The organism is Chloroflexota bacterium, assembly GCA_016235055.1.
GTDB lineage: Bacteria > Chloroflexota > Anaerolineae > JACRMK01 > JACRMK01 > JACRMK01.
On sequence record JACRMK010000050.1, the window covers coordinates 74976 to 94261 of the forward strand.

At 63.1% G+C, this 19286-nt stretch carries 22 protein-coding genes and 1 tRNA gene; 12 read left to right on the forward strand and 11 right to left on the reverse strand.

The window, feature by feature from the left end:
• Positions 1-516: 516 nt before the first annotated feature.
• The 6 genes from HZB53_12635 to HZB53_12660 form a co-directional block, all read right to left on the reverse strand.
• On the reverse strand, positions 517-1272 hold the full coding sequence (locus HZB53_12635) for a TerC family protein (GenBank protein ID MBI5878488.1): 756 nt from the start codon (positions 1270-1272) through the stop codon (positions 517-519).
• Positions 1273-1515: 243 nt separating this feature from the next.
• Positions 1516-2295, reverse strand: coding sequence for an SDR family oxidoreductase (locus HZB53_12640; protein MBI5878489.1), 780 nt, complete (start codon positions 2293-2295; stop codon positions 1516-1518).
• Between the two features lie 566 nt (positions 2296-2861).
• Positions 2862-3233, reverse strand: a complete 372-nt coding sequence (locus tag HZB53_12645) for a hypothetical protein (GenBank protein ID MBI5878490.1) — start codon at positions 3231-3233, stop codon at positions 2862-2864.
• Positions 3214-3702 (reverse strand): hypothetical protein, encoded by a 489-nt coding sequence (locus HZB53_12650; GenBank protein ID MBI5878491.1) that lies wholly within the window; start codon positions 3700-3702, stop codon positions 3214-3216. The genes HZB53_12645 and HZB53_12650 overlap by 20 nt, the downstream gene beginning before the upstream one ends.
• 10 nt (positions 3703-3712) lie before the next feature.
• Positions 3713-4048 (reverse strand): DUF3467 domain-containing protein, encoded by a 336-nt coding sequence (locus tag HZB53_12655; protein MBI5878492.1) that lies wholly within the window; start codon positions 4046-4048, stop codon positions 3713-3715.
• 360 nt (positions 4049-4408) lie between these two features.
• Positions 4409-4481 (reverse strand) — tRNA-Glu (locus tag HZB53_12660).
• Between the two features lie 144 nt (positions 4482-4625).
• Here HZB53_12660 and rplU point away from each other — a divergent pair.
• From rplU to HZB53_12720, 12 genes are all read left to right on the forward strand, one after another.
• Positions 4626-4937, forward strand: a complete 312-nt coding sequence (gene rplU / locus HZB53_12665) for a 50S ribosomal protein L21 (GenBank protein ID MBI5878493.1) — start codon at positions 4626-4628, stop codon at positions 4935-4937.
• An 88-nt stretch (positions 4938-5025) separates the two neighbouring features.
• Positions 5026-5295, forward strand: coding sequence for a 50S ribosomal protein L27 (gene rpmA, locus HZB53_12670; protein MBI5878494.1), 270 nt, complete (start codon positions 5026-5028; stop codon positions 5293-5295).
• A 1-nt stretch (position 5296) separates the two neighbouring features.
• A complete protein-coding gene (gene rpmE, locus HZB53_12675) occupies positions 5297-5845 on the forward strand; it encodes a 50S ribosomal protein L31 (protein ID MBI5878495.1) in 549 nt (182 codons plus the stop codon).
• A 62-nt stretch (positions 5846-5907) separates the two neighbouring features.
• The gene (locus HZB53_12680; GenBank protein MBI5878496.1) at positions 5908-6504 is read left to right on the forward strand and encodes a thymidine kinase; all 597 of its coding nucleotides are present in this window, start codon (positions 5908-5910) and stop codon (positions 6502-6504) included.
• A 190-nt stretch (positions 6505-6694) separates the two neighbouring features.
• Entirely contained in the window at positions 6695-7600 is a 906-nt protein-coding gene (locus tag HZB53_12685; protein MBI5878497.1) for a DUF1385 domain-containing protein, read from the forward strand.
• An 11-nt stretch (positions 7601-7611) separates the two neighbouring features.
• Positions 7612-8397 carry an SDR family oxidoreductase gene (locus tag HZB53_12690; protein ID MBI5878498.1) on the forward strand — a complete coding sequence of 262 codons (786 nt, stop codon included), beginning with the start codon at positions 7612-7614 and terminating at the stop codon, positions 8395-8397.
• Positions 8398-8535: 138 nt separating this feature from the next.
• Positions 8536-9960 (forward strand): isocitrate dehydrogenase (NADP(+)), encoded by a 1425-nt coding sequence (icd, locus tag HZB53_12695; GenBank protein MBI5878499.1) that lies wholly within the window; start codon positions 8536-8538, stop codon positions 9958-9960.
• 66 nt (positions 9961-10026) lie between these two features.
• On the forward strand, positions 10027-10956 hold the full coding sequence (gene mdh, locus HZB53_12700) for a malate dehydrogenase (GenBank protein ID MBI5878500.1): 930 nt from the start codon (positions 10027-10029) through the stop codon (positions 10954-10956).
• 184 nt (positions 10957-11140) lie between these two features.
• Positions 11141-11335, forward strand: coding sequence for a MoaD/ThiS family protein (locus tag HZB53_12705; protein MBI5878501.1), 195 nt, complete (start codon positions 11141-11143; stop codon positions 11333-11335).
• A gap of 22 nt (positions 11336-11357) precedes the next feature.
• Complete coding sequence (locus HZB53_12710; GenBank protein ID MBI5878502.1) at positions 11358-12356, forward strand: adenine nucleotide alpha hydrolase family protein; 999 nt, start codon at positions 11358-11360, stop codon at positions 12354-12356.
• A gap of 17 nt (positions 12357-12373) precedes the next feature.
• Positions 12374-12577, forward strand: a complete 204-nt coding sequence (locus HZB53_12715; GenBank protein ID MBI5878503.1) for a hypothetical protein — start codon at positions 12374-12376, stop codon at positions 12575-12577.
• A 22-nt stretch (positions 12578-12599) separates the two neighbouring features.
• Entirely contained in the window at positions 12600-13316 is a 717-nt protein-coding gene (locus tag HZB53_12720; GenBank protein MBI5878504.1) for a hypothetical protein, read from the forward strand.
• A 79-nt stretch (positions 13317-13395) separates the two neighbouring features.
• On the opposite strand, the gene HZB53_12725 is transcribed toward HZB53_12720, so the two are convergent.
• From HZB53_12725 to lon, 5 genes are all read right to left on the reverse strand, one after another.
• Positions 13396-13635 carry a glutaredoxin family protein gene (locus HZB53_12725; protein MBI5878505.1) on the reverse strand — a complete coding sequence of 80 codons (240 nt, stop codon included), beginning with the start codon at positions 13633-13635 and terminating at the stop codon, positions 13396-13398.
• Positions 13635-14390 (reverse strand): sulfite exporter TauE/SafE family protein, encoded by a 756-nt coding sequence (locus HZB53_12730; GenBank protein ID MBI5878506.1) that lies wholly within the window; start codon positions 14388-14390, stop codon positions 13635-13637. Before HZB53_12730 ends, HZB53_12725 begins: the two co-directional genes overlap by 1 nt.
• Positions 14391-14907: 517 nt before the next feature.
• The gene (locus HZB53_12735; protein ID MBI5878507.1) at positions 14908-16269 is read right to left on the reverse strand and encodes a DeoR family transcriptional regulator; all 1362 of its coding nucleotides are present in this window, start codon (positions 16267-16269) and stop codon (positions 14908-14910) included.
• Between the two features lie 45 nt (positions 16270-16314).
• A complete protein-coding gene (locus HZB53_12740; GenBank protein ID MBI5878508.1) occupies positions 16315-16662 on the reverse strand; it encodes a zinc ribbon domain-containing protein in 348 nt (115 codons plus the stop codon).
• A 53-nt stretch (positions 16663-16715) separates the two neighbouring features.
• Entirely contained in the window at positions 16716-19124 is a 2409-nt protein-coding gene (lon, locus tag HZB53_12745; GenBank protein MBI5878509.1) for an endopeptidase La, read from the reverse strand.
• Positions 19125-19286 lie beyond the last annotated feature (162 nt).

The window sequence follows — 19286 nt, forward strand, 5'->3', positions numbered from 1 at the left end:
ATTTGGCTTTGTACGGGTACTTTCCAATGCCGCTTGCGATGCGCTGGCTCTCAGGCGCTTGTCACGCAAGCTGGCCCGCCGAAAAAGTGGCGCTGCCCTCCCCGTTAGCTTTTCCCCTTCTCCCCCGCCGGGCATGTGGTAGATCTTCGTGCCGGCGACGGAGATATTGCCCTTGATGGTACAGGGCGGCGGCGGCGTGACGCAGCCGCGTGCGCATAGCGACGGTGCGCGGGTCGGCGTTGGCGTCGCCGATGGCGTTGCCGTATCGGTTGGCATGGCTGTCGCAGTGGGCGGCGGTGTGGCCGTCAGCGTTGCGGTCGCAGTGAGCGTCGGCGGCGGGAACGGGGTGGCAGTCGCTCGGGCGGTTGGAATTGCGGCGGGCGTTGCCGTCGGAACAGCCGGCGGCGCGATGGTTGGCGAGCCTGCACCGGCGGCGCAGGCGGACAGGCAGCAGACGAGTGCGATCGCGAGGATACGGCACCGCGGCGTGTGCATCGTTTGCCTGCCGCGGGACGTTTAGCCGCCCTCCGCCGTCATCTGCTCGTGGAGTTTGACCGGCTCGACTTCCCTGACGCGCAGGCGCAGGTTCAGCATCTCGACGAAGATCGAAAACGCCAGCGCGAAGTATACATAGCCTTTCTCAATGTGCTGTCCCAGCCCGTCCGAAATGAGCACCACGCCGATCATCAGCAGGAACGAGAGCGCCAGCATCTTGACGGTCGGGTGGCGATGAATGAAGGTGTTTAGCGCGCCCGCCGCAAAGAGCATAACGACCACGGCGATAACGACCGCCGCGATCATGATCGGCAGTTGGTTTGACATACCGATCGCGGTAATCACGGAGTCGAGTGAGAAGACAATGTCCAAAAGGATGATTTGAAAGACCACGGAGGCGAGAACAGCGCGCGCTTTGCTGGCTCCGCCTTCGCTCTCGGTTTGCCCCTCCAGCTTGTCGTGGATTTCGCTCGTCGCCTTGTAAATGAGAAAGAGTCCCCCAAGAATCAGGACCACATCGTGTCCTGAGAAGCCGTGACCCAATGCGGTGAAGAGCGGTTCCGTCAAGCCCATGATCGCCGAGATCGAGAGCAGCAACCCGATGCGCGTCAGCATTGCCAGCGACAACCCGATGTTGCGCGCCCGCGCCTGCTGGTGTTCCGGAAGGCGCGCCGCGAGGATGGAGATGAAAATGATGTTGTCCACGCCAAGCACGATTTCCAGGATGGTCAGCGTGGCCAGTGCGACCCACGATTCGGGATTGGTGATCCACTCCATGGAGGCGACCTCGTAAACCGGTATGATGGGATTGCGGCAACTGGGCCGCATCAATCTTCGGCATGTGCCAGCCGCCGGAGACCGGCGTGCGCGCACGAGTACCATTCTATCGATAGCGCCGCTCCTGTCAACATTCCTCCGAAGACGTCTGCCGGGCGCTGCGATATGCGCGGCGCATGAACTCGTCGCCGGCCGCAGCATGACCGCGCGGAAGGTGGGCGGCCACGTGCGGGCAGCCTGTGCTCACGGCGCGGCATGTCTGCGCGGGGGCATGCGGCCGACCGAAAGACCGCCATCGACGGCCAGCACCGCGCCGGTGATGTAATCGGCAGCCGGGTCGGCCAGCAGCAGGACGGCCTGCGCGATATCGTCCGGCGTGCCGAGCCGCGCGGCCGGGATGACCGCGAGCGTGTCGGCCATGTACTCCGTCGTGCCGGGCGTAAGCTGGTCCGGCACTTCGATCAGGCCGGGCGCGACGGCGTTGACGCGAATGCGGTGCGGCGCGAGCTCCATGGCCAGCACCTGCGTGAACATGACGATGCCCGCCTTGGATGCGCAGTAGTGCGCGCAGCCGATGCGCGCGACCTTGTGGCTGCCCGACGAGATGTTGACGATCGCGCCGCCCGAGCCCTGCCGGACCATCTGTCGTGCCGCGGCTTGCGACACGAGGAACGTGCCTTTGAGGTTCACGTCGAGCACGGTGTCCCATTCCTCCTCGCGCATGTCGAGAACCGGCGTCACCGGGTACAGGCCCGCGTTGTTGACGACGATATCCAACCGGCCGAACCGCTCCACGATCCGGGCGATCATCGCCTCAACTTCGGCGCGCCGGGTGACGTCGGCAGCGACGCCAAGCAGGTTGGCCTGCGCGCCGCCCAGTTTGGCGACGCCGGTCTCGGCCCGCTCGGGCGTGCGGTCGTTCAGCGCGACGCGCGCGCCTGCGGCTAGGAACTGTTTGGCGATAGCGGCACCGATGCCCTGTGCGGCGCCGGTGACGAGGACGACTTTGTTGTCGAAGCGCATAGGATCCTCCATAGGTTGCCAGGTCAATGATGATGGCCGTTGAATGGGAAAAGCGCGGCTTCACGATTCCGTTGCCCGCGTCTGATCTCTGGCGTCCAGCCGGCCCATCTGGCGCATCGCCTTATTCGCACTGCCGCTTGGCATGCGAGGACATCCACGTAACGGTGTAAGATCTGCTGCCGCATCATTGTACAGACGCGGCCATCACTGTCAACCGCGATACGCGCGCACAGGCCGCCGATCGCGGCCGCCGCTGGAGCGGACCGGCGTGCGCCAGAACGTCAGCCACGCTATTTATGCAGTCGAAGACCGGTGTCAGTCGTGCCTGATCCCCACCGGCCCGCGCGCCGGAAAGCAGCGTCTCGGTGACGCTGACGGGTAGCGCGGGCACGGCGGTCGGCAAACGGCTGAGTTGTGAATATCGCGGCGGACGGATCGCTGTAGCGTTTTGACCAGATGTTGAAGCACGTAAAGAGACCGCCATTTGTGGCGGACTCGTGGTTTCCCTTGCAAGGATCGACGGCAATACGGTTGCCGAGGTGATCGAGGCGCTGGGGGAGGAAAAGCTATTCTTCTGGCGGCAAAGCGAGTGGAGTACCGCCGGGTGAAGTTAAGGCTGCAATCAATTTGCCCTGGAATTTCCGATCGTCTTCGTTATCCACGCCCGATTTCTTGAATGCTTTGACGTATACAGTATGGTATGTGCAATGTGTGTGGTGCCCGGTAACGTAAACTCGGTGTCGGCCAACGGTCAGTTTGTGCAATCCCTTTAGTTCAGGAGGCATACGAGTCATGATTTGCCTGTCAATTGGCCCTGAATGCTCCAAATTGGCGTCGCCTGCTTGTTGAACCAGACGGCGCTTAATCATTTCTGCATCATGTGTGCTAAGCCCAGATAATTGCTCCTCAACGGTATTGTTAGCCGTGATCGAGCACATGTGTTCCCTCTTTGGTAGCCACCGCGCGTGCGAGCTCAGACAGAAATGCTGAATTGTCGCGAATAAAGTCGTTTTCGAGCTCGTCGACGTCAATCCCAGACGTATTATATTGTGCCATGGACTTGATGAACCGCATGGCCGCATCAATTTGACCTATGCTCAATGCGGGAAAATCGCGCTGAATGTCAGCATAGTCAATTAACCCGTCGATTGCCTCTATCAACTCGTACAGAAATACCGTGCGACCGTTCTTGTCCTCCAGTGTCGGCATGTTCCTGTACTTGGGCAAAATATGGATCAGTCCCCCAGATTTTTGGGCAAGCGTAGTTAGCCAGTCGTCAATGGGACTGCCAGTCGAAAAAGCTAGATGAGCTTCCAATGTTATCGTCGCCGTGGTGAGGTTATGATACTGGATTGGTTGAGAAGGATTGGTCGTATTGAGCATAATCATGGATCGTTTGACGCCCATACTGTGCTCCTTATGAATTACCAGTCTTGGGTTTCGACTGACTCTCGTTATACCGTGCTGCCGGATCCACCTCAATGGGACCCAGGTTGGCTTCGATAGCCGCAACAGTGCGGGTCAATGCTTGTTGCAGACGTTTGGCGTGCGATAGTGTCAAATAGATATGAGCCTTTGTGCTTACTTTATTTGGATCGCTAGGGCTACGCACTCCAAACATGATAAGGCAATCTTCACTGCTCATCGTCACCGCTGCTGCATTGGCGTAAATTGTCGTCACGTCGTCTGGCAAGCTAAATTCGAGCGGGCCACTCGACACGGACATGGGGACTGGTGATTGCTGTTCGCTCATCTTGAATGACTCCTCGGGTAATGCGTGGGACCGCTTGCCCGTGTCTTTGATTCTACAGCGTTTGTTGGCCGTCGCCTAGCGGCATTGGTCTTTGCGTCGCACATATGTTCGGTGGTCCGATGCCGGTGTTCACGACTCCATCTGCAATTTCTGGCCGTGAGATCGCCGGCGCGTGCGCTTGGCGGGCGATACTCGGCTGGTGGTCCGTGGTTGGACGCCGAACAACGCGGTATTGGCGGAGTCAGATTCGTCGTTAGCCAGACGTCGCAGCGCCTCGGCGCGCTGAATGGGCGGAACTGAGTGTTTCTGCTCAACTAAGCTAAACGCCCCGATCATATCGGGGCGAAAAGAGCCGTAAAGTGGCCCGTAGGGAATTCGAATCCCTGTTTCTGCCTTGAGAGGGCGGCGTCCTAGTCCACTAGACGAACAGGCCAAGCGGCGAAAAATATTCTAGCAGCGATTGCGCGGGCTGTCAAAGCGTGCGCGGCCCACCGATCTGCCCGCATCGCGAGTTTGACAGGCGTCCGCCCGCAAGTATAATGACTAACGCTGTCTTAACTTGAGGAGGTACGCAACCGTGTACGCAATAATCCAGAATGGCGGCCGGCAGTTCCGCGTCGAGAAGGGTGCGATCGTGGAAATCAACCGCATTGCCGCCAAGGTGGGTGAGGACGTGAAGTTCGAGCAGGTGCTGCTGGTCGGCGGCGACTCGTTGATCGTCGCCCCGGACGCGCTGAAAGGCGCGAGCGTGAGCGGCAAGGTGGTAGCGCATACGCGCGGTCCCAAGCAGGATGCCTGGAAGTACAAGCCGAAGAAGTATTACCGGCGTCGCCTGGGAAGCCGCGAAGACCGCACGCGCGTGGCGATCTCGGATATCGTCGTCCCGTAAGGGCGATCTGTTTAGTGAACGCCGGCGCACCCGTTGCGCCCATGTCGCGCACGGGTGAGACCCGCCGGCGTAAAGAAGAGAGGAACCCATGGCTCATAAAAAAGGCGGCGGCAGCAGCCGCAACGGTCGCGATAGCGGCGGCCAGCGTCTCGGCGTCAAGATCTACGACGGCGAGCAGGTGACGTCCGGCATGATCATCATGCGCCAGCACGGCACGAAGATCCATCCCGGCGAGAACGTCGGCCTCGGCCGCGATTTCACCCTTTTCGCCAAGATGGACGGCTTTGTGAAGTTCGAGCATGTCACGGGCGGCAAGAAGCGCGTCAGCGTGTACGCCCAGAAGCCGGCGGTGAACTAACATGCGGCCCGACATTCACCCGAAATATTACCCGGAAGCGCGCATTGTCTGCGCGTGCGGCAAAGCCTGGACGACCGGCGCAACGCAGCCCGAAATCCGTGTGGACGTCTGCTTCAACTGCCACCCGTTCTATACCGGCGAGCAGCGCATCGTGGACACGGCCGGCCGCGTCGACCGCTTCCGCATGCGGCTGGCACAGAAGCGCGAGGAGAGGGCGCCGAAGAAGGTGCGCGGCCAGCGCGTGCTGGTGGTGAACCCGGACGAGCAGGCCGCGGATGCAGCGGCGGCGGCGCTGGCGTCCGCGCCAGTGGCTGCGTCGGGCAGCGCACCGGCCGCGGCCAGCGAGCCGGCCGCCGAAATTGAAATGGGCGATGAACTGCGCGTCCGCACCGTGCTGGAAGACGAGAGCGGCGCAGTCGTGGTGAGCGGCGATGACGACGATGCGCCGCGCCGCCGCCCCGCCGCGCGCAAGCCGCGCGCCGCAGCCGCCCGCAAACCGGCCAAGGCCGAAGGCGAGCCGGCGGCAGGGTCCGAGGGCGCTTCAGCCTAGCGATTCCACAAACCTCCGAAGCCCCGCTTCGGAGGTTTTTCTTTGACCGGTCACCATGCCCCATGAAACATCAACCTGACGGTGGATGGATCGAGTTGATTTGCGGCAGCATGTTCAGCGGCAAGTCCGAAGAACTGATCCGGCGGATCAAGCGCGCCGCGATTGCGCGGCAGAAGGTGCAGGTCTTCAAGCCCGCGATCGACAAGCGCTATGGCGAAGATAGCGTCAGCTCGCACAGCGGCGCGACGGTGGATGCCGTGTCGGTACAGTCGGCGGCCGAGATCCTACAACTGGTCGCGCCGGACACTGACGTCGTCGCGATTGACGAAGTGCAGTTTTTCGACTGGTCGATCAGCGATGTGTGCAATGCGCTGGCCGACCGGGGCAAGCGCATTATCCTGGCGGGACTCGATCTCGATTTTCGCGGTGAGCCGTTTGGTCCGATGCCGCTGCTGATGGCGCAGGCCGAGGAGGTCGAGAAGCTGCACGCGATCTGCATGGAGTGCGGCGCGCCGGCCACACGCACCCAGCGGCTGATCAACGGCAAGCCGGCCAGCTATGACGACCCGATCATTCTGGTCGGCGCCAGCGAGGCGTACCAGGCGCGCTGCCGCAAGCATCACGACGTGCCGCGCGGCACGCGGACCGAGCTCATCTAGCGGGTATGGCGCGGCGGGAATTGGGACTTTGGCGGACTTTGCACTAGAATTAAACAAGGATTGCCGCGCGCCTGCGGCAGCGGCCCGGCGCAACCCAGTGCGCTAATTTGCTACCGACTCCCGGCCCAACGGGAGTCCTGCATGTTCGGGAGATTCCTTGGCTCGATTTAACTACGGCGGCCAGGCGGTCATGGAAGGGGTCATGATGCGCGGCCGCAAAGCGTTCGCTGTTGCGGTGCGCGCGCCCGACGGGCGCGTTGTCCTGCACAGCGAGCCGCTCACCAACCCGCTGTACACCTCCAACTGGGCCCAATGGCCCTTCTTGCGCGGCCTGACGCTGCTGTGGGACGCGCTGGGGCTTGGCACGCGCGCCCTGATGTGGTCCGCCAATATCGCCGTCGCCGACGAGTCCGACCCCGGCGCGGTGAAGTTCGAAGGCCCGGCGGCCTGGACGACGGTCGCCGTGTCGCTGCTCGCCGCCGTGGGGCTATTCTTCCTGCTGCCGACATTCCTCGTCAGCCTGCTCGATGCGCAAATCCAGTCTGATCTCGTCAACAACATCCTCGAAGGCATCGTGCGCCTGCTGATCCTGGTCGGCTACATCGCTGCGGTGGGCCGGATTCCGGAGATCGGGCGCGTATTCCAGTATCACGGCGCCGAGCACAAAACCATCAACGCCTACGAAGCGGGCGCTGAGTTGACGCCGGAGTCGGTGCAGAAGTACTCGCTACTGCACCCGCGCTGCGGCACCGGATTCCTGCTGGTCGTCGTGGTCATCTCGATCCTGGTCTTTGCGCTGCTGGGCCGCCCGCCGATAGTCATTCGCCTGCTGTCGCGGGTGGTGCTGGTGCCGGTGATCGCGACGATCGCCTACGAGTTTATCCGCTTTGGCGCGGCGCACTACGCCAACCCGCTGATGCGTGCGCTGCTGTCGCCCAGCCTGGCGCTGCAGCGGTTGACGACCCGGCCGCCCGACGACGGCATGGTGGCGGTGGCGATCGTGGCGCTGCGCAAGGTGCTGGTGGCCGAGGGATTGCTGGCGGCCGAGCCGGACATTGCACCTGCCGGCGGCGCCGTGGTTGCCGCGGCAGACTAACGGAGACGATCGTGGCAAAAAAAGACTTGCTGGCTGACCAGGTGGTGCTCATCACTGGTGCGGGACGCGGCATCGGCCGGGCAGCGGCGCTGGAGTTTGCGGCGGCCGGCGCGCGCGTCGTCGTCACCTCGCGGACCGAGCAGGAAGTGTCCGAGACGGCGAAGATGGTCAAGGCGCAGGGTGCGGCGGTGCTCGCGATGCCGGCCGACGTGTCAAGCGAGCGTTCCGTGACAGCGCTGGTCGCGAAGGCCACCCGGCGTTTTGGCGGTATCGATATCCTGGTCAACAACGCCGGGCTGCTGGCGCCGATCGGGCCGCTCTGGACGACCAAGCCTGCGGCGTGGCGCAAGAACGTGCGCACGAACCTGGAAGGCGTCTACCTCTGCTCGCATGCGGTGCTGCCCGGCATGCTCCGGCGCAAGCACGGCGCCATCATCAACGTCTCGACCGGCGCGGCGCGCTCGGCGCGCTACGGCTGGTCGGCCTATTGCGCCAGCAAGGCCGCCGTCGACCAGTTGACGCGCGTGATGGCCGTCGAGTTGCGCGACCAGAACATCCGCGTCAACGCCATCTACCCGGGTACCACCGAGACGCGCATGCAGGCGCTGATTCGCGATACCGAGGACGAGGCGATGGGCGGCGAAGTGCAGGTCTTTCGCGACCGCCACGCGCACGGGCTCAACTTACCGCCGCATGCGCCGGCTCGCCTGATCGTCTGGCTGGCGCGACAGACCGATCTGCACGGGCAGATCCTGGACATCTACGACCCGGCGGTGAAAGAGAAGGCCGGCCTGTAACGAAGCCTGACACATGTCCCGCAATACTGCGGACATTTGACCATAGACGATGGGCTGCGCTCATGCGATACTTTCGCAAGCCATATCATGTCTGCACCGGGCATCTCCCCGAAATACCACCAAGAAAGGTCATAACGCATGAAGTTTGACAAGATCAAGCCCCCTGCACGTGGCGAGAAGATTGCCAATCGGAACGGAACCCTGCAGGTCCCCGACGAGCCGATTATGCCGTTCATCCGCGGCGACGGCACGGGGCCGGATATCTGGGCGGCGAGCGTGCGCGTCTTCGACGCGGCGGTCGCGAAGTGCTACGGCGGCAAGCGCAAGATTCACTGGATGGAAGTCTACGCGGGCGAGTCGTCGTTCCGCGAACTGGGCGACTGGCTGCCGCAAGAGTCGGTCGACGCTTTCCAGGAGTACCTGATCGGCATCAAAGGCCCGCTGACCACGCCGATCGGCAAGGGCATCCGCTCGCTGAACGTCGCGTTGCGCCAGTTGCTCGACCTGTACGCCTGCGTGCGCCCGGTCAAATATTTCAGCGGCGTGCCGTCGCCCGTCAAGCGCCCCGAGAAAGTGAACATGGTGATCTTCCGCGAGAACACGGAAGACATCTACGCCGGCATTGACTTCGAGGCGGGCACGCCCGAAGCGATCAAGATCTTGAACTTCTTCAAAGACAACCTGCCGAAGGATTTCAAGAAGGTGCGCTTTGGCATGGAAGCGATCGGTGAAATCGGCGTCGGCCTCAAGCCGATCTCGCGCCCGGGCAGCGAGCGCCTGGTGCGCTCCGCGATCGACTACGCGCTGCGCTTCCCCAAGAAGGGCGGCAAGTCGGTGGTGACGCTCGTGCACAAGGGCAACATCATGAAGTACACCGAGGGCGCGTTCCGCGATTGGGGCTACGCCATGGCCCAGCGCGAGTACCGCCACCGGATCATCACCGAGCGCGAGTCATGGATTGTCGATAACAAGGACAAGAACCCGTCCCTGAGCGTCGCGGAGAATGCGAAGCAGGTCGATCCGGGCTACGACATGATGACCGATCAGCAGCAGGCCGACGTGCGCGCCGAAGTCGAGATCGCGCTGAAGTTGATGCCGACGCACGGCAACGGCCAGTGGAAGAAGATGCTGATGGTCAAGGATGCCATTGCGGATATCACCCTGCAGCAGATCTTGACGCGGCCCGACGAGTTCTATGTCATGGCGACCCCGAACCTGAACGGCGACTACCTGAGCGACGCCCTGGCGGCGCAGGTGGGCGGCATCGGCATCGCGCCCGGCGGCAACATCAACTACGTCACCGGCCACGCCATCTTTGAGGCGACGCACGGCACCGCGCCGAAGTACGCCAACCTCGACAAGGTCAACCCGGGCTCGGTCATCCTGAGCGGCGAAATGATGCTGCGCTACATGGGCTGGGTCGAGGCCGCCGACGCCATCATCAGCGCGCTGGAGAAGACGATCGGCCAGAAGACCGTGACCTACGACTTCGCGCGCTTGATGGAAGGCGCCAAGGAAGTCAAGTGCTCGGAATTTGGCACGGCGATTATCTCTAACCTGTAAGGCAACGAACCGGGGCGGCACATGCGTGCCGTCCCGTGTTGTTCCAAGTCCCTAAAGGAGTCAGGCATGAAGAACAAAGTCACCGTCGTCGGCGCGGGCAACGTCGGCGCGACGACCGCACACTGGCTGGCCGCCATGAACCTCGCGGACGTCGTGTTGCTCGACATCCCGGCGACCGAGAAGATGCCGATGGGCAAGGCGCTCGACCTTATGCAGGCGGGCCCCGTCTTCGGCTTCGACACGCAGTTGACGGGTACGACCGACTACGCGGACACCAAGGGGTCCGACGTGGTGGTCGTTACGGCCGGCGTGCCGCGCAAGCCGGGCATGACGCGCGAGGATCTGGTGCAGACCAACCAGCGCATCATCAGCGATGTGATGTCCAAGGCGCTGACGGCCTCGCCGGACGCCATTTTCATCGTCGTCACGAACCCGCTGGACACGATGGTCTACCTCGCGCTGAAGGCGAGCGGCCTGCCGCGCGAGCGGCTGTTCGGGCAGGCGGGCATGCTCGATTCGGCGCGCTTCCGCACGTTCCTGGCCCGCGAGTTGCAGGTGTCGGTCGAGAACGTCCAGGCGTCGGTGCTGGGCGGCCACGGCGACGAGATGGTGCCGCTGGTGCGCTACTCGACTATCGCCGGCGTGCCGATCAGCGAGCTGCTGCCGGCCGAGCGCATCACCGCCATTGTCGAGCGCACGCGCAAGGGCGGCGGCGAGATCGTCGAGTTGCTCAAGACCAGCGCGTATTACGCGCCGGGCGCGGCCGTGTCGAAGATGGTCGAGGCGATCCTGAAGGACAAGAAGCTGGTGGTGCCGTGCTCGGTGCTCCTCAAGGGCGAGTACGGCCTGAACGACATCTGCTTCGGCGTGCCGTGCAAACTGGGCGCGAAGGGTATCGAGCAGATCTACGAGTACAAGCTGAACGCCGACGAGAAGGCGATGTTCGATAAAAGCGTGGGCATCATCCGCGGCAGCATGGCGGCGCTGAAGGTCTAAGCCAATTGCAGACCTCGCGGGTCTCGCAGACCCGCGAGGTCTGATTGTGTTTTCGTCCGGGGGTCGCGCGTTGACCCCCGGATTTCTTTTCGCTACAATCATGAGGAGAAGCGGCGGCACGCAAAACAAAGCAAACCGCGCGCTTCCAGATTTGGAACGAAATCCTCGGGAGGGACATTCGTCGATGGTCACGCTGACGTTTCGCAAACAGTCGTGGGAGGTGCGGCCGGGTATGACGATAGACGCCGCGCTCAGGAAGATCGGCATCGATCCGGAAGCGGTGCTGCCGACGATCAAAGACACGCTGGTGACGATGGACTACATATTGAAGGACGGCGAGGTCGTGAAGCTGGTCGCCGTGGCATCGGGCGGGAGTTGAATCCGGCCTGGAGGGAGGGGGCATGAAGTGCAAGACATGCGGCAACACGGCTGTGATCAGCATGCGGCACCACAAGCTGGCGTTGTGCGCCGAGCACTATCTGGCGTGGGTGCCGGGGCAGGTGCAGCGCACGATTGAGAAGTACAAGATGTTCGGGCCGGACGACCGCATCCTGGTCGCCGTGTCGGGCGGCAAGGATTCGCTGTCACTGTGGGACATTCTGCTCAAGCTCGGTTACAAGGCTGATGGCATGTATATCGGGCTGGGCATCGATGGCGGGGTGGACTACTCGAACCAGTCGCACCGGAAAATCGACGATTTTATCGCCAAGTTCTGGCCGGATGCCAAGCTCCACAGCGTGGACCTGCCGGAGACGTATGGCATGAGTATCCCGCAACTGGCGCGCGCGCGGCGGCGCGACGACAAGCCGTGCTCGGTCTGCGGGCTGAATAAGCGGCACATCATGAACCGCATCGCCGCCGAGGGCGGCTACGTGCTGGCCACCGGCCACAATGTGGACGACGAGGCGGCGGTGCTGATGCAGAACACGCTGCGCTGGCAGACCGGTTACCTGGCGCGGCAGTCGCCGGTGCTCGAATCGACGCACCCCAAATTTGCGCGCAAGGTCAAGCCGCTGTGCCGCTTCTACGAGCGCGAGATGGCGGCCTATGCGCTGGTGCGCGGCATCGACTACATCTATGATGAATGCCCGCACGCCGAGGGCGCGACCTCGTTGTTCTACAAGACGCTGCTCAACCAGCTTGAGACGAACTCGCCGGGCGCGAAGCTGGCGTTCTACCAGGAGTTCCTGCGCGCGCGGAAGGACGGCCTGTTCCAGCAGGTCAGCGACAGTGTCGTACTGCACGAATGCGACCTGTGCGGTCAGCCGACCACCGCGCCGGGCCTCTGCTCGTTCTGCCGCATCTGGGACCTGGGCGCGAAGGCGGCGGCCGGCGGGCGCAATGTGGTGCTCGATCCGGCATTACAGATCGCCGAAATCGTTGACCTTGGGGCCGAGTAGGACAGGGAGGTACACCGATGAACCGCGCAGACAAGGATGGACGGCCTGCGGAGCCGCCGGATGTGGTGGCCGCCATTGACGAGGCGGCGCACAGCGTCCAGATCGAAGGCGTGGCCGGGGCGGCCGTGCGCTCCATGGTCATCAGCGCGGTCGTGGTCGGCGGGCTGGTCTGGCTGTGGCAGATGTTCCTGCGGAGGCAATTCGGCGGCAAACTGCGCTGAACACCGGACGAGTCATTATCGCATGTTCTTCTTCATCACTCGAAGCCGTTGGAGCGGCGCGCTGCCGTTCACCAGTTTGTTGCTTGCAGCGGCATCTTGCGTCGCTTGGCTTTACGTCAATTGGGACTATTTCCCTGAGTGGGCCCCATTCCCCACTGAACTTGTCAACAACAGTCTCACATGCCTTGTCGGTCCCTTGGTTCTTTGCCTGTGCGCACCGCTAATCGCAGTCGCCACCGTCATAGGGACTGTGGCTAACCTCATTGTAATACTCGATCGGTTTCGTGCGAACCGTGCGGTTGAAGTTGCGCTGTTCATTGTCGGTATGGGGGTGCTAGGCAGTTCGGCGCTTCCATGGCTGTTCAGAGATCAAATCAATGACCACCTGCTGGATTATGCCATCAGCCGATACGATCCGGTAGTTGATGCAATTGAAAAGTACCATTCTGAACACGGTCGCTATCCCGATATGCTCTACGATCTGGTCCCGACCTATATGCCGGCTGTGCCAGGCATCTACATGAAGTATGGAGAATCTTTGACCTACAGGTCCGAGAATCTCTCCATGGTTGACCAGTCACCGTTCATATTTGAGTTGTATGGTCATTCATGGGGAATGCATGGCCAGAACCTGAAGTACTGTCCGCAATCCTTCGATCCGTGCTATCGTAGCGACAGGCATATTTGGATGGCTCGGATCAATGAACGTTGGATCTGGGTTTTCTCAAAAATGCTGTAGCTGCGAACGTTTCGGCGGGACAAAATTCCTCGTTGAGCGTATCGCCCAGCGAAGATTTGTTTCCTTCATAGCCTTCCGTCTACCGCAGCGCCGCCCGCACTTCGCTCTCGCGGATCGGCGCTTCGATCTCCAGTTGGCCGTCGATGACGATCACCGGGATTGTGAAGGCGTAGCGCCGGTGCAGCGCTTCGTCGCTTAGTATATCTACTTCGTCCAGCATGAACGGCACCTCGCGCTGCAGGCGGGCCAACATCGCTTTCGCCTCGTGGCAGAGATGGCAGTCGGGCTTGCCGTACAGCGTCAGGCGGCGGCCGGCCATTAGAACTTGATCTCGATGCCGGCCAGTCCGGTGCCGAAGATGCGCGTCAGGTAGACCGTGATCGCCGTCATCTGGCTGGTCATCAGCAGCAGGCCCATGAAGATCAATAGCGCGCCGCTGGCATAGTTGGCGACGCGCATATAGCGCTTGATGCGCGATAGCACCTGCGTCAACTGGCCGATCAAGATCCCCGCCAGCACAAACGGCACGCCGAGCCCTAACCCGTACACCAGCAGCAGAACCATGCCGTCGAACATGCGGTTGGCCTGCGACGCCATCGTGATGATGCCGCCCAGAATCGGTCCGACGCAGGGCGTCCAGCCGATGCCGAACGCCGCGCCCATCAGCATTGCGCCGAGGAAACCGGGCGCGCGCCGCTTGGTGAAGTCCATGCGCTTCTCCTGCTCGAAGAAGCCGATGTGGATGACGCCGAGCATATGCAGGCCGAAGACGATCACCAGCGCGCCGGCGATCTTCTCAAACCAGTCTTTGTAGTCGTATAGCACCTGGCCGAGCAGCGTGGCCGTCGTGCCAAACACGAGCGTGAACACGAGCGCGAGACCGACCGCGAACGCCACCGCGCTCATGAAGATCTGCGTGCGCCGGTGCGCGACCGCCTCGGAGGAGAAGTCCTCCACGGAGACGCCGGTGATGTAGCTCAAATACGCGGGAACCAGCGGCAGGCAGCAAGGCGAGACGAACGAGAGGATGCCCGCTACAAATGCGACGCCGACCGTCAAGAAACTCAATTCCATAGATGCCCCTTCAGGTGTGCTCCGTCTCCGACCGTGCGTCCAGATGACGGCCAAGAAGACGTCACACTGTTCCAGTTTGATCATGTCCCCATAGCTGGTGGCAAGGTCGTTGTCACCCCCCCTCATCCCCTGGCCCCTTCTCCCCCGCGCGCGGGGGGAGAAGGGGAAAAGGTGATTGGGGAGGTGCGCGGCGGCAAAGCCGCCGCGCACCTCCCCTTTGATTCACTCCCCCTCCCAGCTTCGCTGGGAGGGGGCCGGGGGGAGGGCGGCGATTGCTATATAGTGCTGACACATACGACAATCGCTTGGGGACATACTCATCACAAAACAGTATCAATTCCGATTATACACGATGCGCGCCTGTGGAAAACCGGTGGAAACGTGTGGGATAACTGTGGGATAGGTGTGGGATACATAGTGCGACGTATTTTGCGGCGTCCACACGGCCTCAAAACGCTGATCAGTTGGTCCGCCGGGTACCCGCCGCGGAGGTTGTGGATAACTCCGCGCGCCGGCGTCACTTCAGGATATAGTACGTCGCTCTCTTGTCGCCGATCTTGAGCAGGACGTTTTTGTCGACCATCTCGGCCAGGTCGCGGCGGATCGTCTCTTCGGACACGTCGGGAACCAGTTCATGGTAGTCCCGGTTCGTGATGCGCCCGTTAGCCTGCAGCCAGCGCACCGCCTGCATTTGTCGGTCGTTCAGCGCGTATTTCTGCCAGCGCGCCGCGTCCGGTACTTCGGCGCGAAAGTCGTCGCCCGGACCGTACAGCGTCACCTTGAAACCGTTGGCCGTCTCGGCGAAGCGCGGGCGCGACAGGCCGTGCTCCTTCGCCAGCCGCAGGATGCGGTCGATGCCGTAGCCGAGCCGCTCGATGAAGCCGAGGTCGGCCAGCAACTGCACGATCACGTCGTTGCGGCTGAAGCGCTCGTCCACCATGTTCTTGAGCGTGACATGCCCCGGCAGGCGACCCGGCGAGTACACCTCCAGGCGGTCGCTATACAGCGCGATGCGGATCTCGTCACCGCGAATCGAATAGTCGCGGTGCGCCACGGCGTTGACGATCAACTCGCGAACGGCCGCGCGCGGGTATTCCAGCCGTTCCTCGCGCGCCAACCCGCTGAGGCGTGCGCCGCGCCGCATGCGGGCGACGACGAAGCCCTCGGCGCGGCGAATCTGCTCGGGCAGGGTGTCGCGCACCTCTTCCTTCTCGAACGCGTCCGCCATCGCCTGACCGTCGTAGCGCGCCAGCAGGATGCCGCACTGGTTGAGGTGCCGGGTCGGGTCGCGGCCAAACATCAGTAGCCCGGCGACGGTCGGTTTCAGTTCGCCGCCGTCGCGCCGCGCACAGCCGCGCCGCAGCAGCACGTCGTCGACGGGCAGGCTGGCCAGCGCCTCGACGGCGCCCGCGTACGCCCGTACGCGCCGCTCGTCCAGGTCGTCGCGGGTCGCGCCGGCGACCATTTGCGACTCGTAGCCCGTTTCACCGCGCTCCAACAGCAACTGGCGCAGGCGGCGCGTCCCAAGCGGGGTATTGCGCGTCCCGTCGCGCACCAGGTACTTGCCGCGCAGATTGTACACGTGCGGCAAACCCTTGGGCACATGGATGAGCAGACACGGCTTGCTGTCCACCTCGGCGCGCTCCGGCAGGGGCAGCATCATCGGCGGGGAGCAGAGCATGTATGCGCGCATGGCGGCATCGTGGGCGCGCTCCGACGATTTCAAGCCGGCTGCGCCGATGATTACCGTGCCGCCGTCAGCGTTGGCCAGCGCAACCAGTTGCGCGGCGAGCGCGCGAGCAGAGACCGGCTCGGGCAGGAGTTCGATCTCTTGCCCGGAGCCGTCCGCGATCAATGCCTCAATCTCGCCGGGGGTCATCGGAACGGGGGAAGGGCGGCCGGTCGGAACCGGCGCGCCGCAAGTTTACATGCCGGTCTGATTCATCAACAGGTAGCCGACCACCGCGGCGCCTGAGCAACAGCAACACAGCACAAAGACGAGCACGCCGGCAATAATGGCGAACTTGCGGCGGCCGCCGGCGGGATCGGGAGGCGGTAGCATCGAACCGCCGGCACCGCCCGTTGCGCCGCCGTAACTGGAGGCGGCCGGCTGTGGCGCCGGCGCGTCGGCCGGTCGGCTTGTGTACGCAGACGTCGCCGGCGCGGGGCGCGCGAGCGGCACGCTGGCTGTGGTCGCCGGCATGACGATGCCGCACTCGTCGCAGAACTTGGCTCCTTCGCGGACATTATGGCCGCAATTCGGACAGATCATTGAATGAAACTCCAATGGAGGCTAATGATGCGCAGCGGCGTAGTCCGCTGCGGTTAATGGGCCGCCGGCGCACTGGCTGGCGGCTGCTCCGGCGCTTTGGGAACGGAATGCTGGTGCCGTACCGAACGGCCACGGCGCAGGTTCGCGGCGGGGCGCGTCACCGGCTTTTCCGCCACGAGCGCGACCGACAGCACGTCGGCGATCGTTTTGACGAGCACTATACTAAGGTCGCGCTGCACGTTCTTCGGCACGTCCACCAGGTCCTTGCGGTTCTTGTACGGCAGGATGAACGTCTTTAAGCCGGCGCGGTGGGCGGCCAGTGTCTTTTCTTTCACGCCGCCAATCGGCAGCACACGCCCGCGCAGGGTCATCTCGCCGGTCATCGTCACATCGCGGCGCACCGGACGCCGGGTCAACGCGGAAATCAGCGCCGTGGCGACGGTCACGCCGGCGCTGGGGCCGTCTTTGGCGACCGCCATCTCCGGGAAATGGATATGAATGTCGATGCGGTCGAAGTTGGCTGTGATGCCAAGCTCGCGGGCATGTGCGCGGGAATACGACAGCGCCGCCTGTGCCGACTCCTGGAGCTGCTCGCCGACCTGGCCGGTCAATTGCATGCCGCCCTTGCCGTCCATGATAATCACTTCGAGCGGCATGGTATCGCCGCCCCCGCTGGTCCAGGCCACGCCCATGGCGACGCCGATCTCGTCCTGCTCCTCCATCACGCCGTAGTCGAACTTCGGCGGGCCGAGATACTTCCCGATTGTCAGCGGGGTGACCTGGCTGACAGGCGGTTTGTCCTCCGCCACGCGTCGCGCTACCTTGCGGCAGATGTTGGCCAGTTCACGGTCGAGGTTCCGCACGCCGGATTCGTAGGTGTACTCGCGAACCAGGGAACGCAGCGCCAAGTCGGTAATGCGCAACTGTTTTAGACCGTGCTCCTTCAACTGCTTGGGCACCAGAAAGGTCCGCGCGATCTTGAGCTTCTCCGACTCGGTGTAGCCGGAGAAGCGGATGACCTCCAGTCGGTCCTGCAGCGCCCAGGGCACCGGGTCGAGCCAATTGGCGGTCGTGATGAACAGGACGCGCGACAGGTTGTACGGCACGTCGAGGTAGTGGTCCGAGAACGCATGGTTCTGTTCGGGGTCCAGCACTTCGAGCAGCGCCGCCGACGGATCGCCGCGATAGTCGGCGCCGATCTTGTCGATCTCGTCGAGCATGAAGATCGGGTTGACGGTGCCGGCGCGCCGCATGGTCTGGATGATGCGCCCGGGCATCGCGCCGATGTAGGTACGGCGGTGCCCGCGAATCTCGGCCTCGTCGCGGATGCCGCCGAGCGATACGCGCACGAACGAGCGGCCGAGCGCCTCGGCGATCGACTTGCCGAGCGAGGTCTTGCCGGTGCCCGGCGGCCCGACGAAGCAGAGGATCGGCGTGCGCATCGTGTCCGACGCCAGCTTGCGCACGGCGATGTGCTCGATGATGCGCTCTTTCACCTTGGGCAGGCCGAAGTGGTTGGCGTTCAGCACCTGCTCGACCGCGTTCAGGTCGAAGTTGTCCTCGGTCGTCTTCGACCACGGCAGGTCGATGATCCAGTCGAGGTACGTCCGCACGATGCCGATCTCCGGCGAGGCGGACGGCATCTGGGCCAGGCGTTCGAGTTCCTTGGCGGCTTTGAGGCGCACCTCTTCGGGCAGTTCCAGCTTGGCCAGTTTCTCGCGCAGTTCTTTTACATCGCCGAGCGGCCCGCCGCCTTCGCCGAGTTCGTTCTGGATGACGCGAATCTGCTCGCGCAGAAAGTATTCCTTCTGCGACTTGTCCATTTCCTGGTGGACACGATCTTGAATCTGATGTTCAAGCTCGGTGACGCTGATTTCCTTTTCGAGGATGGCGTGTACTCGCTGCAGCCGGTCGGCCGGCGCGACCGCTTCGAGCAGGTCCTGCAGCTCCGGCAGCGTCAGGCGCAGCGTGGAGGCGATCAGGTCGGCCTGCATGCCCGGCTCGGTCGAGCCGATCACGCTGCTGTAGATCTCCTCGGGCATCTGGCCGCTCAACTGGGCATAACGCTCGAACAGTGTGCGCACGGCGCGCATGAGCGCCTCGGTGGCGAGCGTGCTGCGGCGCGGCTCGACGATCGGCATGACGCGTACCCGGAAGAACGGGTCGGTCTGCTCGTAGGAGTCGATCTTGACGCGCTGGACGCCCTGGGCAAGGATGCTGGTGGCGCCGTCGGGCATGTGCAGCAGGCGGCCGATTTCGATGAGCGTCCCGGTCTCGTATAGGTCGTCGGGCGCCGGATCGTTATGGTCGGCGCTGCGCTGGGCGACGACCACAATCATCTGGTCGTGGTCGAGCGCGTCTTCCAGCGCGCGCATCGAGCGCTCGCGACCGACCAGCAGCGGCGTCAGGACGTGCGGGAAGAGCACCGTCTCGCGCAGCGGCACGAGCGGGTACGATTGCATTACGGAACGACGGGTTGTGGTGCCGCGTGTGCGGCGTCTGGCAGTGGCCATCAATATACTCCTAACATCCTTCATTTTAAGCGGGAACAGATCAAACATGAAACGGCCCGGCCGCATGCGGCATAAACAGTACAGACCAGCGTGGTTGGCCGCTTAGGTGCT

Excerpts from the sequence above, each read along its gene's own strand:
- HZB53_12645 (MBI5878490.1), bottom strand. The coding sequence starts at position 3,233 with ATGTGCTCGATCACGGCTAACAATACCGTTGAGGAGCAATTATCTGGG.
- mdh (MBI5878500.1), top strand. The coding sequence starts at position 10,027 with ATGAAGAACAAAGTCACCGTCGTCGGCGCGGGCAACGTCGGCGCGACG.
- HZB53_12635 (MBI5878488.1), bottom strand. The coding sequence starts at position 1,272 with ATGGAGTGGATCACCAATCCCGAATCGTGGGTCGCACTGGCCACGCTG.
- HZB53_12705 (MBI5878501.1), top strand. The coding sequence starts at position 11,141 with ATGGTCACGCTGACGTTTCGCAAACAGTCGTGGGAGGTGCGGCCGGGT.
- HZB53_12640 (MBI5878489.1), bottom strand. The coding sequence starts at position 2,295 with ATGCGCTTCGACAACAAAGTCGTCCTCGTCACCGGCGCCGCACAGGGC.
- rpmA (MBI5878494.1), top strand. The coding sequence starts at position 5,026 with ATGGCTCATAAAAAAGGCGGCGGCAGCAGCCGCAACGGTCGCGATAGC.
- icd (MBI5878499.1), top strand. The coding sequence starts at position 8,536 with ATGAAGTTTGACAAGATCAAGCCCCCTGCACGTGGCGAGAAGATTGCC.
- HZB53_12720 (MBI5878504.1), top strand. The coding sequence starts at position 12,600 with ATGTTCTTCTTCATCACTCGAAGCCGTTGGAGCGGCGCGCTGCCGTTC.
- HZB53_12725 (MBI5878505.1), bottom strand. The coding sequence starts at position 13,635 with ATGGCCGGCCGCCGCCTGACGCTGTACGGCAAGCCCGACTGCCATCTC.
- HZB53_12735 (MBI5878507.1), bottom strand. The coding sequence starts at position 16,269 with ATGACCCCCGGCGAGATTGAGGCATTGATCGCGGACGGCTCCGGGCAA.
- HZB53_12730 (MBI5878506.1), bottom strand. The coding sequence starts at position 14,390 with ATGGAATTGAGTTTCTTGACGGTCGGCGTCGCATTTGTAGCGGGCATC.
- HZB53_12715 (MBI5878503.1), top strand. The coding sequence starts at position 12,374 with ATGAACCGCGCAGACAAGGATGGACGGCCTGCGGAGCCGCCGGATGTG.
- HZB53_12655 (MBI5878492.1), bottom strand. The coding sequence starts at position 4,048 with ATGAGCGAACAGCAATCACCAGTCCCCATGTCCGTGTCGAGTGGCCCG.
- HZB53_12680 (MBI5878496.1), top strand. The coding sequence starts at position 5,908 with ATGAAACATCAACCTGACGGTGGATGGATCGAGTTGATTTGCGGCAGC.
- HZB53_12740 (MBI5878508.1), bottom strand. The coding sequence starts at position 16,662 with ATGATCTGTCCGAATTGCGGCCATAATGTCCGCGAAGGAGCCAAGTTC.
- lon (MBI5878509.1), bottom strand. The coding sequence starts at position 19,124 with ATGCAATCGTACCCGCTCGTGCCGCTGCGCGAGACGGTGCTCTTCCCG.
- rpmE (MBI5878495.1), top strand. The coding sequence starts at position 5,297 with ATGCGGCCCGACATTCACCCGAAATATTACCCGGAAGCGCGCATTGTC.
- HZB53_12710 (MBI5878502.1), top strand. The coding sequence starts at position 11,358 with ATGAAGTGCAAGACATGCGGCAACACGGCTGTGATCAGCATGCGGCAC.
- HZB53_12650 (MBI5878491.1), bottom strand. The coding sequence starts at position 3,702 with ATGGGCGTCAAACGATCCATGATTATGCTCAATACGACCAATCCTTCT.
- HZB53_12685 (MBI5878497.1), top strand. The coding sequence starts at position 6,695 with ATGGAAGGGGTCATGATGCGCGGCCGCAAAGCGTTCGCTGTTGCGGTG.